We start from the raw sequence: 13,967 nt of genomic DNA, 5'->3' as shown, positions 1-13,967 counted from the left end.
CGTCGTGCTCCTCCCCAGTCCGTCCAGCCTCCCCGGCCTCCCCAGGGTCCCCTCCCCGGTGCCTGGTGCGCTGGGCCATGATGGGCCGTATGCCGATGGCCCCCCGCGCGCCCGCGCCGCTGCCACGCGGCCGGTTGCTGGCCGGGTGGGTGCTGGCGGTGGCGGCGCTGGCGCTGCTGACGGGTCTGCTGCTGCTCGTCGGGGAGACCGACCGGTGGGTCCCGGCGGCGGCGGTGCTCGGGCTGCTGCGCCTCCACCGGAAGTACGCCCGGGAGGCCCAGATCCTCGCCACCCACCCCGTGGCGCAGCCGATGCGCATCGCGCCGACCTCGATCGTCGTGGTGCTGGTCGACACGGTGGACCTCGCCCTGGTGCGGGCGCTGCGCTTCGCCCGCACCCTCAAGCCGGCCCAGCTGCGGTGCGTGCACCTCGTGGTGGACTCAGCGCACGCGGAGCGGCTGCAGCAGGCCTGGGACCAGCTCGAGACCCGGGCCCTGCCGCTGGAGCTCGTCGACTGCCCGGGTCGCCGCCTGGACCGGACCGCGATGGTCTACACGCACCGCCCGGTCGACCGTCACCCCACGGCTCAGGTCACCGTGCTGCTGCCCCGGCGCACCTACGGCGCCGTCCTCGGCCGGCTGCTGCACGACAAGACCGCGGACCGGCTGGCGGCGGCGCCGCCCCGGTCCGCCGGCCGGGGCTGCGGGCGGCGGTCCGGTCCGGTTAGATGCTGGTCAGGACCGAGGAGGCTCGTATGCCGTTCACCGACGCCCCGCTCGCGGGGACCCGGGTCGTGACGCTCGCCGTCAACGTGCCGGGGCCGGTGGCCGCCGCGCGGCTGCGCCGGATGGGGGCGTCCGTGGTCAAGGTGCAGCCGCCGGCGGGCGACCCGCTCGGGGACTACGCCGCCGGCTGGCTCGCCGAGCTGGACGCCGACCTCGAGGTGCGGTCGCTGGACCTGAAGTCCCCCGACGGTCGCGCCGAGCTGGACGAGCTGCTGGCGTCGGCGGACGTACTGCTCACCGCCAGCCGAGGGTCGGCGCTGCGGCGGCTCGGGCTCGGCTGGGAGGAGCTGCACGCGCGGTGCCCCCGGCTCGTGCACGTCGCGATCGTGGGGCACCCCGCGCCCGACGACGATCTTGCCGGGCACGACCTGACCTACCAGGCCGCGGCCGGGCTGCTCACCCCGCCGCAGCTGCCCGCCGTCCTGGTCGCGGACCTCGCCGGTGCCGAGCGCGCGGTCTCCGAGGCGCTCGCCGGGCTGCTGCTGCGCGCGCGGACGGGGGAGGGGAGCCGCCGCGAGGTGGCCTTCGCAGACTGCGCCGCCGAGCTGGCGGCCTCGGTCCGGCACGGCCTCACCGCCCCCGGCGGGCTGCTGGGCGGCGGGTTCGCGGGCTACGGCCTCTACCCCGCGCAGGACGGCCACGTCGCGCTGGCGGCGCTGGAGCCGCACTTCTGGCAGCGGGCGCAGGAGCTGCTGGGCGGCGCCGACCACGACACCATCGCGGCGACGCTGCGCACGCGCACCGCCGCGCAGTGGCAGCGGGCCGCCGAGGAGCACGACGTGCCGCTCGTCGCCGTCGCCGGTGCCCCCGGCAGCAGCGGTCGGGGATCACGGTGACGCGCTACCTCGACGACCTGGGCCTGCCCGTCGTCGTCCGCGGGACGCCGCGCCGGGTCGTCAGCCTCGTGCCGTCGCTCACCGAGGCCGTCGCCTGGAGCGCGCCCGACGTGCTCGTCGGGGCGACCGACTGGTGCACCTACCCCGCCGACCTGGACGTCGTCCGGGTCCGCGGCACCAAGAACCCCGACCTGGACGCGGTCGTCGGGCTGCGCCCCGACCTGGTGGTCGCCGAGGACGAGGAGAACCGCCCGTCGGACCTCGCCGCGCTGCGCGACGCGGGGATCCCCGTGTGGACCACGCAGACCCGCACCGTCGACGGCGCGCTGCGATCGCTGGCCCGCCTGGTCGACGCCCTGGAGGTGCCGCCCCCGAGCTGGCTGGACGACGCCCACGAGGCGTGGGCCTCGCCGACGCGCGTCGACCCCGCGAGGAGGGTGCGCGCCGTCATACCCATCTGGCGTCGTCCCTGGATGTTCCTCGGGCAGGACACCTATGCCGGTGACGTGCTGCGCCGACTCGGGGTGGACAACGTCCTGCGGGGGCACGGGGGGCGCTACCCGGCCGTGCCGCTGGACGAGCTGCCCGGCGCCGACCTCGCGATCCTGCCGGACGAGCCCTACCAGTTCACCGACGACGACGGGCCCGAGGCCTTCGACCCGCTCCCGAGCGCGCTCGTCGACGGACGTTCCCTCACGTGGTACGGCCCGGCGATGATCGGCGCGCCGGAGCGGCTCGTCCGCCAGCTGCGGGGGCGGTGACCGACGCCACGGGCTCTAGGCTGTGGGTCATGTCGAGTCGGCCCTTCGAGTTCGAGTCCACCCCCACGGGCACCAAGGTCCGGGTCCGCGTCCGCGGCAACGACGTCCTGGCCATCCCGCTCATCAACCGCGGCACCGCCTTCACCAAGGCGCAGCGGGACTCGCTGCGGCTCAACGGCCTCATGCCGAGCGGCATCGTGTCCATCGAGGGGCAGATCTCCCGCGTCTACCAGCAGTTCCTCGAGCAGCCGGACGCGCTGTCCAAGAACGTCTACCTGTCGGCGATGCGCGACCGCAACGAGGTGCTGTTCTACCGCCTGCTCGCCGAGCACCTCGAGGAGATGCTGCCGATCGTCTACACCCCGACGATCGGCGAGGCGATCCAGCGCTACTCCCACTGGTACTCCCGCCCTCGCGGGGTCTTCCTGTCGATCGACGACCCGGACGGCATCGAGAACGCCTTCCTCAACTACGGCCTCGAGCCCGAGGACGTCGACCTCGTGGTCGCGACGGACTCCGAGGGCATCCTCGGCATCGGGGACCAGGGTGTGGGCGGCGTGCAGATCGCCATCGGCAAGCTCTCCGTCTACACCGCCGCCGCCGGCATCCACCCGCGCCGGGCCATCCCGGTGGTCCTCGACGTCGGGACGGACAACCTCGCCCTGCTCAACGACGAGCTCTACCTCGGCGTACGGCACGCACGAGTGCGCGGCGAGCGCTACGACGCCTTCATCGACACGTTCGTCGAGGTCACGACCCGGTTGTACCCCAAGGCCATGCTGCACTGGGAGGACTTCGGGGCGAGCAACGCCCACCGCATCCTCGACAGGTACCGCAACGACATCTGCACCTTCAACGACGACGTGCAGGGCACCGCCGCCGTCGTGGCCGCCGCCGCCCTCGCCGGCGTCAAGGCCACGGGCGAGCGGATGAGCGACCAGCGCATCGTCGTGCACGGCGCCGGCACGGCCGGCGTCGGCATCGCCAACCTGCTGCGCGACATCATGATCCGCGAGGGTTCCTCGCCGGAGGAGGCCAACGCAAGGTTCTGGTGCCTGGGCTCGCGCGGCCTGATCACCGAGGCGCTCGGTGACCGCGTCCGGCCGTTCCAGAAGCCCTATGCCCGCACCGACGCCGACGTGCAGGGCTGGCGCCTGGACGTGGAGGGCCGGATCGGCCTGGCCGACGTCGTCCGCAACACCCACCCCACGATCCTCATCGGCACGTCCGGCCAGCCGGGCACCTTCACCGAGGCGATCGTCCGCGACATGGCGGCGCACACCCGCAACCCGATCATCATGCCGCTGTCCAACCCGACCAGCCTGTCCGAGGGCGTCCCGGAGCGCATCGTCGACTGGACCCACGGCAAGGCCATGATCGCCACCGGGTCGCCGTTCGCCCCCGTGACCTTCCACCAGCGCACCTACGAGATCGCCCAGGCCAACAACGCGCTCGTGTTCCCCGGTCTCGGCCTCGGTGTCGCCGTCTGCGGCGCCTCCAGGGTCTCCGACGGCATGATCGCGGCGGCGTCCGAGGCCATCGCGGGCATCAGCCAGGTGACCAGACCCGAGATGCCGCTGCTGCCGTCGATCAGGCAGCTGCGCTACGTGTCGGCGACGGTGGCGCTCGCGGTGGTGCGGGCCGCGCAGGAGGAGGGGCTGGCGACGGTCGAGGTCGACGAGCCGGTGCAGGCGGTCTACCAGCGCATGTGGCACCCGGTCTATCCCGACCTCGAGGTGGTCTGAGCGGCGCGGGTCCGGCAGCGCCGGGGACGCGACCCGGGTGAGCTCGCGCCGTCGGGGAATGCCGCGCCGTGACAAATGCTTATAGTGAGCACAATCGCGCCATCGCTGTCCACCCCCGCAGGAGCCCACCATGCCCGCCACCTCGACCGGACCGCTCGGTGCCACCGGCGTCGACCGCCACCTGACGCGCACGGAGCGGCTCGACCGCCTGCCGTTCACGAGCAAGCACCGGCGCCTGCTGGCGGGCTCCGGGGTCGGATGGGCCCTCGACGCGATGGACGTGGGCCTGATCTCCTTCGTCCTGACCGCGCTGGCCCGCCAGTGGCACCTGTCGCCGACCGAGGTGTCCTGGATCGCGTCGATCGGGTCCCTCGGCATGGCCGTCGGAGCCACGCTCGGCGGCCTGCTCGCCGACCGGATCGGCCGCCGCCAGGTGTTCGCGCTGACCCTGCTCGTCTACGGCCTCGCCACGGGGGCGTCGGCGCTCGCTGGCAGCGTGGCCGTGCTCATGGCGCTGCGCTTCGTCGTCGGGCTGGGCCTCGGGTCCGAGCTGCCCGTCGCGTCCACGCTGATCAGCGAGTACTCCCCGGCGCACATCCGCGGCCGCGTCGTCGTCGGCCTCGAGTCCTTCTGGGCCCTCGGGTGGATCCTCGCGGCGCTCATCGGCTACTTCGTCATCCCGACCAGCGCCGACGGGTGGCGCTGGGCCATGGCCCTGGGCGTCGTCCCGGCGCTCTACGCGCTGGTCGTGCGGGCCACCCTGCCCGAGTCGGTCCGCTTCCTCGAGTCCAAGGGCCGGTATGCCGAGGCGGAGTCCGCGGTCCGCAGCTTCGAGGAGCCGGCGGGGGTCCCCGCCCCGGACACCGCTGTCGATGGCCCCGTCGCGCCCTCCGTCGATGCCCCCGTCGCGCCGAGCGGCCCGGTTCCCGGCCTGTGGAGCGCGCGCTACCGGGTGCGCACGGCGGCGCTGTGGGCGGTCTGGTTCTGCGTGAACTTCTCCTACTACGGCGCGTTCATCTGGCTGCCGTCACTGCTGTTCGCGCAGGGCTTCGACATGGTCAAGTCCTTCGAGTACACCCTGTGGATCACCATCGCCCAGCTCCCCGGCTACGCCGTCTCGGCCTGGCTCATCGAGAAGTGGGGGCGCCGGGCCACCCTCACCACCTTCCTGGTCGGGTCGGCGTGCGCGGCCGGGGCGTTCGGGATGGCCTCCTCGGTGCCAGCCATCCTTGCGGCAGGCTGCGCGCTGAGCTTCTTCAACCTCGGCGCGTGGGGTGCGCTGTATGCCGTCACCCCCGAGATCTACCCCACCGTCATGCGCGGGACCGGCTCCGGGGCGGCGGCGGGCTTCGGCCGCATCGCCTCGATCCTCGCGCCGCTGGCGGTGCCGCCGCTCAAGGCGGGCGGGGGCACGGGCCTGGTGTTCACCACCTTCGCCGTCGCGTTCGCGATCGCGGCGCTGTCGGCCCTCGGCCTGCCCGAGCTGCGCGGCAAGGACCTCGAGGAGCTCTGACCTACCTCAGGGAGATGCTCACAGGGGCACACCGATCTGCCGCCGCACCTCGTCGAGCAGCCCCATGATGGCGACCGTCTCGTCGAGCGGCAGCAGCTCCGACTCCCGGCGCCCCTCGGCGACCAGCCGCGCGAGGTAGGCCGCCTCGTAGCACAGCCCCCGGTGGCCACGCACCACCGGCTCCGGCCCCTCGACCACCTCGCCGTCCCGGGACACGAGCCGGACCCGGCCGGGCTGGTAGAAGTCGCCGTCCAGCTCGACCCGGGCCAGCGACCCCGAGATCGACGCGGTGGTGGGGGTCTTGGCGGCCAGCGTGGTCGTCAGCACCGCGTGCGCCCGGGGCGCCGCCGGGAAGTCCGACAGGATCATCGACGCCTGTGCCTCCACCCCGGTGAAGGCCGTCGTGCCGACGGCGGTGACGCGCTGCGGCATACCGAGCACGCCGCAGGCGAAGGACACCGGGTAGATGCCGAGGTCGAGCAGCGACCCGCCCGCCAGCTCCGGGGCGTACAGCCGGAAGGACCGGTCCTCGGCGAACCACTGCCCGTGGTCGGCGAGGACCGTCTCGATCTCGCCCAGCACCCCGTCGGCGACGAGCCGCCGGATGACATCGCTCTGCGGCAGGTAGCGCGTCCACATCGCCTCCATGCAGGTCACGTCGGCGGCGCGCGCGGCGTCGACGACCTCCTGCGCCTCGGCGGCGGTGCGGGCGAAGGCCTTCTCGACCAGCACGTGCTTGCCGGCGGCGACGGCCAGCAGCGCGTGCTCGTGGTGCTCGCTGTGCGGCGACGCCACATAGACCGCGTCGACCTGGGGATCCGCGACGAGCTCTGCATACGAGCCGTATGCCTTCGCGCCCCCCACCTCGCGGGCATAGGCCTCGGCGCGGTCCAGGGAGCGCGACCCCACCGCCACCACGCGGCCGCGCGTGTGCGTGTGCAGCCCGTCGGCGAACGCCCGCGCGATGCCGCCCGGCCCGATCACGCCCCAGCGCAGCGGCGGGGCGTCGCGCGGGTCGGGGACGCGGCTGTCGGGCAGGGTGGTGGGGAGGGGGCCGGGGAGGTCGCTCACCCGGTCGAGCCTAGGGGAGGATGGGCAGGTGCCCCAGTCCTACCTGACCGTCGCGTCGCCGGTCGACGTCGAGATCGAGGTGCGGCGCTCGCGGTTCCTGGCACGGCTGGAGCCTGCGGCGGACGAGGCGGCGGCGCGCCTGGTCGTCGAGCAGGCGCGCAAGGCGCACTGGGACGCGCGGCACCACTGCTCGGCGTTCGTGCTGGGCCCGGACGCGATGACCGAGCGGTCGTCCGACGACGGGGAGCCGGCGGGGACGGCCGGGGCGCCGATGCTGGAGGTGCTGCGCGGCCGCGGGCTGAGCGATGTCGTGTGCGTGGTGACGCGATGGTTCGGCGGGACCCTGCTCGGGACGGGTGGCCTGATCCGGGCGTATGGCGACAGCGTGCGCGCCGCCTGCGACGCGGCCACGGTGGTGGAGCGCCGTCTGGTGCAGCGCTTCTCGCTGGAGGTCGAGCACGCGGACGCCGGACGCGTCGAGGCAGCCCTGCGCGCTCGCGGGGTGCACGTCGCGGGCACGGACTATGCGGCGCGTGCGGTGCTGCGCCTCGACGTGGCGCCGCCGCAGCGGGAGGACCTCGCTGCGCTGGTGGCCGAGCTCACCGGGGGAGCCGGGCAGCTGCTCGACGGCCCCACCCGCTGGCACCCCTAGCGGGGGAGCGGGGAAGCGTCATGACCGGTCCGGTCGTCGACCGGACGGCGACACCGTCCGGTCGTTCGTGCTCGGGCTCTGGGCAGGTTCGTGGGGGGTCTCGGAGAAGGTCACGGGCTTGCCCGACGCGAGGGCGTAGTCGATCTCGGTGGGGGTCGAGCTCACGCCCGTGCCCGGCGCCCGGGATGCCGCCAGGGTCGACGGGCCCGCAGCCAGCGGGCCAGCAGCGGCGCCAGCGCCAGGATGGCGAGCAGCCTAGCGAGCTGCACCGCAAAGACGTAGGTCGGCTCCGCCCCGCTGTCCGTCGCCGTCGCGAGCACGGCGAAGAGGCCGCCGGGCGTCGTCGCGAGATAGGTCGTCAGCGGGTCGACGCCCGTCACCCGTGACAGCACCCAGCCGAGCAGGCCGCACAGGACCAGCAGGGCCGCGACGAGGACCAGCCCGGCGGGCAGCAGGCGACCGATGGCCCGCACGCTGTCGCGCGTGAACTTCACCCCGACCTGCAGGCCGATCGCCAGCATGGCCAGGGCCACGAGCACCGTCGGGGTCCGCGTGGGGCCGAGCCCGCCCCACAGCGTCAGCCCCCCGGCCACGGCGAGCGGGCCGATCAGCGTGAACGTCGACACGGGCACCAGTCGCGCCACCAGCAGCCCCGCCCCGACGGACACGGCGACGAAGGCCAGCGACGTGAGCCACCCGCCACAGGACCCGTCGGCGCCACCGGCACCGCTTGCGGCCCCCGCGCCCTGCCCCGTCTGCGGGTGGAACACCAGCCCCACCACGAGGGGCAGCGTCACCAGCACGAGCAGCACGCGGAGGTACTGCAGGATCGACACGACCCGTGCGTCCGCCCCCAGCTCCTCGGCGACGGACGTGATGCCGGACGCCCCGCCCGCCGCCATGGAGAACAGGCCGGTGGCCAAGGAGATCGGGTGCAGACGCGCCAGGATGACGCCCCCCAGCAGGCTCAGAAGCAGCGTCGCCACGGTGACGACCACCACGGACGGCCAGTCGGCGGCGATCTGGCGCAGCGCGGACAGGGTCACCGTCTCGCCGATGGTCACCCCGACGAGGGCCTGGGCGAGCACCACGCTCCAGCGCGGCAGTCGAGGTGCCTGCGGCGACCCGAGCGCCAGCACCGCCCCGGCCGTCAACCCGGCGAACAGCGACGGCGACGGCAGGTGCAGGAGCGCGAGCCCCACCCAGACGACGACACCCACGGCGAGGCCCCTTGCGAGCGAGCGCGCGGGTGGGGAGGTCACCCCAGCACCCTAGGTCCGGCTCGCCCTCAGGTGCGTCGCCGCCTCAAGACTCGACCATCACCCGGCCTGCCCACCACCTCCTGAACGCCGTTCAGGTACGCTTCGCCCCATGTCCTCCGCCGCCAGCACCACCTCGCCCGCCCAGCGGCGCGGCCTCACCGCCCGCGACCTCGCCCTCGTCGCGGCGTTCTGCGCCCTGATCGTCGCCCTGGTCCCCGTCAAGGTGCCGGTCGGCGGCGCCGCCCCCATCGTCCTGCAGAACCTCGGCATCATGCTCGCCGGCGCCGTGCTCGGCGCGCGCCGCGGGTTCCTGGCCGTCCTGCTCTTCGTCGTCCTGGCGCTCGCTGGGCTGCCGGTCCTCGCCAGCGGCGTGCGTGGCCTCGCGATCCTCACCGGCCCCACCGTCGGCTTCGCCCTGGGCTACCCGCTCGTGGCGCTGGTCATCGGGCTGATCGTCCAGCGCTTCCTGCCCCGCCTGCACGTCGCGGCCGCGATCGGCGCGTGCCTCGTCGGCGGGATCCTCGTGTCCTACGCGCTGGGGATCCCCGGCATGGCGTGGCGCTCGGCCAAGCTCGACCTCGCCGGCGCGGCGGCCTTCTCGGCGACCTTCCTGCCCGGCGACGTGGTCAAGGCGGTCGTCGCGGGCGTCGTCGCCACCGCCGTCCACAAGGCGCTGCCGGACCTCGTGCCGGTCCGTCGCCGCTGACGGCCGCCCCGAGAGCCAGCAGGCGTCCGGCATACGGCCCACGACCCAGCACGCCCATGCCCACCATCCGCATCGAGGACGTCGCCCATGCCTATGGGGATCGTCGCGTCCTCGAGCACGTCGACCTGACCCTCACGGAGCCGCGCATCGGCATCGTCGGCGCCAACGGGTCCGGCAAGTCGACCCTCGCCCGCATGCTCAACGGCCTCGTGGAGCCCACCCGGGGTCGAGTCACGGTGGACGGTCTCGACGCCGCGCGCGACGGGGCAGCGGTGCGGCGCAAGGTCGGCTTCGTCTTCCCCGACCCCGAGGCGCAGATCGTCATGCCGACGGTGCGTGAGGACGTGGAGTTCTCGCTGCGCCGTCGTCGCGACCTGAGTCCCGACGACAAGCGGCTGCTCGTCGACGAGGTGCTCGGGCGCTACTCCCTCGCGGATCACGCCGACCACCCCGCCCACCAGCTCTCCTCGGGTCAGAAGCAGCTCCTCGCCATCGCCGCGATCCTCGTCACCCGCCCCGACGTGCTGGTCTGCGACGAGCCCACCACCCTGCTCGACCTGCGCCACGCGCACCAGGTCTCGCGGCTGCTCGACACCCTGGACCAGCAGGTCGTGCTCGTCACCCACCACCTGTGGTTGCTCGAGGGGTGGGAGCGGGTCGTGTGCATCGACGAGGGTCGGGTCGCGGCGGACGGGCCGGCCGACGAGGTGGTCCCGTTCTACCGCCGGCTGATGGGGGTCTGAGGTGCTCACCGGCGCGTATGCCGAGGGCCGCTCCGTCCTGCACCGCCTCCCCGTGCCCTGGAAGCTGCTCGCGCTCGCGGTCTTCCTCGTGCCGGTGTCGCTCGTCCAGCGTCCCTGGATGACGGCCGCTTCGGCGCTGGTCGTCCTGAGTGCCTACGTCCTGTGCCGGGTCTCGCTCGGCCTGGCCTGGGGCGAGGTGCGGCCGCTGCGGTGGTTCCTGCTGGTGATGGCGCCGTTCCAGTGGTGGAGCGGCGGGTGGGAGGCCGTCGTGGTCGCCCTCGGCGGCATGGTCGTGGCGGTGGCGGCGGCCGGCCTGGTCACCCTCACGACGCGCGTGTCCGCGATGCTGGACGGGGTGCAGCGCCTCGCTCAGCCGCTGCGGCACGTGGGCGTCTCGCCGGAGCGTGTGGCCCTGACCGTCAGCCTGACGCTTCGCAGCATCCCCGTCGTGGGCCAGCTCCTGCAGCAGACGCTGGACGCGCGGCGGGCCCGCGGCCTGGACCGGTCCGTGCGCGCGGTGGCCACGCCCCTGGTCATCCGCACGGTCCGGCACGCCGAACGCGTCGGTGACGCCCTCGCTGCCCGCGGCGTCGACGACTGATCGCCGCAGCGGCCCCGGGGGTCGGCCCACCCGGGGCGCCCTCGATAGGGTGGAGGTCGCAGAGTCGCGACCGTCATGACCCTCATCCCGCTATCGCAGGAGGACCCTCCCGATGACCATCAAGCGCGTTGCCATGCTGACCGCCGGCGGCTACGCCCCCTGCCTGTCCGCCGCCGTCGGCGACCTGATCGAGCGCTACACCGAGGTCCTGCCGGACGTCGAGCTCATCGGCTACCGCCACGGCTACCACGGCGTGCTGACCGGCAGCTACACGGTCTTCGACGAGGAGACCCGCACGAACGCCGGGGTGCTGCGGGGCTTCGGCGGCAGCCCCATCGGCAACTCCCGCGTCAAGCTCACCAACGCCAAGAACCTCGTCGAGCGCGGTCTGGTCCAGGAGGGCGACAACCCCCTCGAGGTCGCGGCCAACCGCCTCAAGGAGGACGGCGTCGACGTGCTGCACACCATCGGCGGCGACGACACCAACACCACCGCCGCCGACCTGGCGGCCTACCTGCACGAGCAGGGCTACGAGCTGACCGTGGTGGGCCTGCCCAAGACGATCGACAACGACATCGTCCCCATCCGTCAATCGCTGGGTGCGCAGACGGCGGCCGAGCAGGCCTCGATCTTCGCGCGCAACATCATCGCCGAGCACGGCTCCAACCCGCGCATGCTGATCGTGCACGAGGTCATGGGCCGCAACTGCGGCTGGCTGACGGCGGCGGCGGCGCGCGACTACATGACCTGGCACGGGCAGCAGACCTGGCTGCCGCAGGCCGGCCTCACGCCCGAGCGCTGGGCGATCCACGGCATCTACGTCCCCGAGGTGCACATCGACCTCGACGCGGAGGCGGCCCGCCTCAAGCAGGTGATGGACGAGATCGGCTGCGTCAACATCTTCCTGTCCGAGGGCGCCGGCGTCGACGACATCGTCCAGCAGCTCGAGGCGTCCGGCCAGGAGGTCGCCCGCGACCCCTTCGGCCACGTCAAGCTCGACACGATCAACCCGGGCAGCTACTTCGCCAAGGAGTTCGGCGCCAAGATCGAGGCCGAGAAGACGATGGTCCAGAAGTCCGGCTACTTCTCCCGCTCGGCCGCCGCCAACGACACCGACCTCGCGCTGATCAAGCAGATGTGCGACGTGGCGGTCGACGCGGCCCAGGCCGGCACGCCCGGCGTCGTGGGGCACGACGAGGAGCGCGGCGACGAGCTGCGGGTCATCGAGTTCCCGCGCATCGCGGGGCACAAGGCCTTCGACGCCTCGCAGGACTGGTTCCAGGACCTGCTGCGTCAGGTCGGCCAGGCCTGACCTCGGCCGTATGCCGGCGGCTGCCGCCGCGACACCCGGCGCCTCGCCACGCTGACGCCCTCTCGCGGGATATCGCGAGAGGGCGTCGGCATGCGTGCGTCCGACTCTCGCGAGCTGCGAGCTCACGTCATGTCGCCCGGGGGGCCCCGGCAACCGTGGCCGAGCGAGTGGCTCCGAGGACTCCTCACCCTGACCACCGGCTGACGTCTGGCCGGCCCGCCATACGGCAGACTGGCTGCCATGCCTGACCAGGACTTCCGCCGCCCCGTCATCCTGACCGTCTGCGGCGAGCACGCCGAGGACATCGAGCGCGAGATGGCGGCGCGCTACGGGACCGACTACGACCTCGTCGTCACGAGCGGGCTGGACGAGGCGCTCGACGTGGCGCAGGGATTCGTGGCCCGGCAGCGGCCGGTGGCCCTCGTCGCCGCAGAGGTGGAGCTGCCGGACAGCACCGCGCTGCTGGCACTGCGCGTGCTGCACCAGGCGCTCCCCACCGCCAAGCGTCTCGTCCTGCTCGTCGGGCAGGAGGCCACCCAGCACTTCCCGTCGCTGCGGGAGGCCCAGCAGCGGGGGAGCATCGACACCTACCTCATGCTGCCTCGCGGCCCCCGCGACGAGGAGTTCCACGCCGCCGTCATCGACCTGCTGTCGGACTGGGGTGCGACGGTTGCGACGCCCGAGGTGGCGATGCTCACGATCGTGTGCGAGTCCAACTGCCCTCGCGCGGCAGGGATCCGGGACTTCCTCGACCGGATGGGCATGCCGTGCCGCTCCGTCGTCGACACCTCCGAGGAGGGGCGGGCGATCCTCGACGGCCTCGTCCGCGAGGGCCACCAGGATCCTGTCCTCCCGGTCATCGTCGGCGACGGCCGCGACACCATCGTCGACGCCACCATCGCGGACGTGGGGCGGGCCCTCTACGGCGGGTTCGACTCGCTGGGTGAGGGATTCGTGGCGGACCTGGCCGTGATCGGTGCGGGGCCCGCGGGCCTGGCGGCGGCCGTGTACGGCGCCAGCGAGGGCCTCACGACCGTGGTCGTGGAGGCGGACGCCATCGGCGGGCAGGCGGGCAGCAGCTCGATGATCCGCAACTACCTCGGCTTCCCGCGAGGGATCTCGGGGATGCGTCTGACGCAGCGGGCACGCATGCAGGCCAGCAGGTTCGGGGCACGGTTCTTCGCGGGCACGCAGGTGGTCGGCCTCGAGCCGGGACGCGTCCACGGCGTCGTGCTTCGCCCCGGCGGGCTGCACCGCATCATGGTGGCCGACGGCGCGGTCCTCGAGGCCCGCGCCGTGGTGATCGCGACGGGGGTCACCTACCGCCGGCTCGGCGTCGAGCCGCTGGAAAGGTTGGTCGGTCGCGGCGTGCACTACGGCGCGGCCGCGTCCTCGGCCCGCGACGTCGCCGGCCAGGACGTCTACGTCGTCGGAGGCGGCAACTCCGCCGGGCAGGCCGCCGTGCACCTGAGCCGGTTCGCCCGCTCGGTGACCATCGTCATCCGGCGCGACGACCTGCGAACCACCATGAGCGACTACCTGATCCGTGAGCTAGCCGGCAACTGGAGGATCACGGTGCTGCCGCGCACCGAGGTCGTCGACGGTGGCGGGGACCCTCGCCTGTCCTGGCTGGCGCTGCGCGACCGGGCCACGGGGGAGGAGCGGCGGGTCGTCGCCGCCGGGCTCTACCTGCTGCTCGGCGCGCAGCCGCACTGCGCATGGCTCCCCTCCAAGATCTCTCTCGACGAGCGCGGCTTCGTGCTCACCGGGGCGGACACGGAGGAGGCCTGCTGGTCCGACGGTCGCCCCCCGGCGTCCCTGGCCACCAACATCCCCGGGGTGTTCGCGGTGGGAGACGTGCGCTCCGGATCCATGAAGCGGGTGGCCTCGGCGTCCGGCGAGGGGGCTGCGGTCGTGGAGCTCGTCCACGCCTACCTCGACGAGCGCGCCCACCGCGCCCAGCCGTAGGCCGGGCGCGCT

General features: G+C 73.5%; 13 protein-coding genes. 11 read left to right on the top strand and 2 right to left on the bottom strand.

Annotated elements, in window-relative coordinates; genetic code table 11:
* Window positions 1-89: 89 nt before the first annotated feature.
* The 5 genes from ACF3NS_RS01030 (at window position 90) to ACF3NS_RS01010 (ending at window position 5,640) form a co-directional block, all read left to right on the top strand.
* Window positions 90-797, top strand: coding sequence for a hypothetical protein (locus ACF3NS_RS01030; protein WP_392467324.1), 708 nt, complete (start codon window positions 90-92; stop codon window positions 795-797).
* The gene (locus tag ACF3NS_RS01025; protein ID WP_154591793.1) at window positions 755-1,621 is read left to right on the top strand and encodes a CoA transferase; all 867 of its coding nucleotides are present in this window, start codon (window positions 755-757) and stop codon (window positions 1,619-1,621) included. The genes ACF3NS_RS01030 and ACF3NS_RS01025 overlap by 43 nt, the downstream gene beginning before the upstream one ends.
* Window positions 1,618-2,382 carry a helical backbone metal receptor gene (locus ACF3NS_RS01020; protein ID WP_392467322.1) on the top strand — a complete coding sequence of 255 codons (765 nt, stop codon included), beginning with the start codon at window positions 1,618-1,620 and terminating at the stop codon, window positions 2,380-2,382. The genes ACF3NS_RS01025 and ACF3NS_RS01020 overlap by 4 nt, the downstream gene beginning before the upstream one ends.
* Window positions 2,383-2,411: 29 nt before the next feature.
* Window positions 2,412-4,127 (top strand): NAD-dependent malic enzyme, encoded by a 1,716-nt coding sequence (locus ACF3NS_RS01015; RefSeq protein WP_154591794.1) that lies wholly within the window; start codon window positions 2,412-2,414, stop codon window positions 4,125-4,127.
* Window positions 4,128-4,257: 130 nt separating this feature from the next.
* Window positions 4,258-5,640 (top strand): MFS transporter, encoded by a 1,383-nt coding sequence (locus ACF3NS_RS01010; protein WP_154591795.1) that lies wholly within the window; start codon window positions 4,258-4,260, stop codon window positions 5,638-5,640.
* An 18-nt stretch (window positions 5,641-5,658) separates the two neighbouring features.
* Here the strand turns inward: ACF3NS_RS01010 and ACF3NS_RS01005 are convergent, their stop codons facing one another.
* Complete coding sequence (locus ACF3NS_RS01005) at window positions 5,659-6,711, bottom strand: Gfo/Idh/MocA family protein (protein ID WP_288798967.1); 1,053 nt, start codon at window positions 6,709-6,711, stop codon at window positions 5,659-5,661.
* A gap of 28 nt (window positions 6,712-6,739) precedes the next feature.
* Between ACF3NS_RS01005 and ACF3NS_RS01000 the strand changes: the two genes are divergently transcribed.
* Window positions 6,740-7,363 carry a YigZ family protein gene (locus tag ACF3NS_RS01000; protein ID WP_288798966.1) on the top strand — a complete coding sequence of 208 codons (624 nt, stop codon included), beginning with the start codon at window positions 6,740-6,742 and terminating at the stop codon, window positions 7,361-7,363.
* Between the two features lie 161 nt (window positions 7,364-7,524).
* Here the strand turns inward: ACF3NS_RS01000 and ACF3NS_RS00995 are convergent, their stop codons facing one another.
* Window positions 7,525-8,625, bottom strand: coding sequence for an AbrB family transcriptional regulator (locus tag ACF3NS_RS00995; RefSeq protein ID WP_392467320.1), 1,101 nt, complete (start codon window positions 8,623-8,625; stop codon window positions 7,525-7,527).
* Between the two features lie 109 nt (window positions 8,626-8,734).
* Here ACF3NS_RS00995 and ACF3NS_RS00990 point away from each other — a divergent pair, with 109 nt between their 5' ends.
* From ACF3NS_RS00990 to ACF3NS_RS00970, 5 genes are all read left to right on the top strand, one after another.
* Window positions 8,735-9,331, top strand: a complete 597-nt coding sequence (locus tag ACF3NS_RS00990) for a biotin transporter BioY (protein WP_154591797.1) — start codon at window positions 8,735-8,737, stop codon at window positions 9,329-9,331.
* A gap of 56 nt (window positions 9,332-9,387) precedes the next feature.
* On the top strand, window positions 9,388-10,074 hold the full coding sequence (locus ACF3NS_RS00985; RefSeq protein WP_154591798.1) for an energy-coupling factor ABC transporter ATP-binding protein: 687 nt from the start codon (window positions 9,388-9,390) through the stop codon (window positions 10,072-10,074).
* 1 nt (window position 10,075) lies between these two features.
* A complete protein-coding gene (locus ACF3NS_RS00980) occupies window positions 10,076-10,675 on the top strand; it encodes an energy-coupling factor transporter transmembrane protein EcfT (RefSeq protein ID WP_288799362.1) in 600 nt (199 codons plus the stop codon).
* A gap of 112 nt (window positions 10,676-10,787) precedes the next feature.
* Window positions 10,788-11,987 carry a pyrophosphate--fructose-6-phosphate 1-phosphotransferase gene (locus tag ACF3NS_RS00975; protein WP_288799361.1) on the top strand — a complete coding sequence of 400 codons (1,200 nt, stop codon included), beginning with the start codon at window positions 10,788-10,790 and terminating at the stop codon, window positions 11,985-11,987.
* Between the two features lie 240 nt (window positions 11,988-12,227).
* A complete protein-coding gene (locus tag ACF3NS_RS00970; RefSeq protein WP_392467318.1) occupies window positions 12,228-13,955 on the top strand; it encodes an FAD-dependent oxidoreductase in 1,728 nt (575 codons plus the stop codon).
* Window positions 13,956-13,967: the final 12 nt, after the last annotated feature.

Origin of the sequence: Arsenicicoccus cauae, from assembly GCF_043162025.1 — a bacterium.
Classification (GTDB): Bacteria; Actinomycetota; Actinomycetes; order Actinomycetales; family Dermatophilaceae; genus Arsenicicoccus; species Arsenicicoccus cauae.
Note: the sequence above shows the minus strand (reverse complement) of the source record. Positions and strands in the feature narration are given on the sequence as shown.

Bases quoted from the DNA above. Each gene is read 5' to 3' on its own strand.
- ACF3NS_RS00985 (WP_154591798.1), top strand. From the start codon at position 9,388: ATGCCCACCATCCGCATCGAGGACGTCGCCCATGCCTATGGGGATCGT.
- ACF3NS_RS01015 (WP_154591794.1), top strand. From the start codon at position 2,412: ATGTCGAGTCGGCCCTTCGAGTTCGAGTCCACCCCCACGGGCACCAAG.
- ACF3NS_RS01025 (WP_154591793.1), top strand. From the start codon at position 755: ATGCCGTTCACCGACGCCCCGCTCGCGGGGACCCGGGTCGTGACGCTC.
- ACF3NS_RS01030 (WP_392467324.1), top strand. From the start codon at position 90: ATGCCGATGGCCCCCCGCGCGCCCGCGCCGCTGCCACGCGGCCGGTTG.
- ACF3NS_RS01010 (WP_154591795.1), top strand. From the start codon at position 4,258: ATGCCCGCCACCTCGACCGGACCGCTCGGTGCCACCGGCGTCGACCGC.
- ACF3NS_RS00990 (WP_154591797.1), top strand. From the start codon at position 8,735: ATGTCCTCCGCCGCCAGCACCACCTCGCCCGCCCAGCGGCGCGGCCTC.
- ACF3NS_RS00970 (WP_392467318.1), top strand. From the start codon at position 12,228: ATGCCTGACCAGGACTTCCGCCGCCCCGTCATCCTGACCGTCTGCGGC.
- ACF3NS_RS00975 (WP_288799361.1), top strand. From the start codon at position 10,788: ATGACCATCAAGCGCGTTGCCATGCTGACCGCCGGCGGCTACGCCCCC.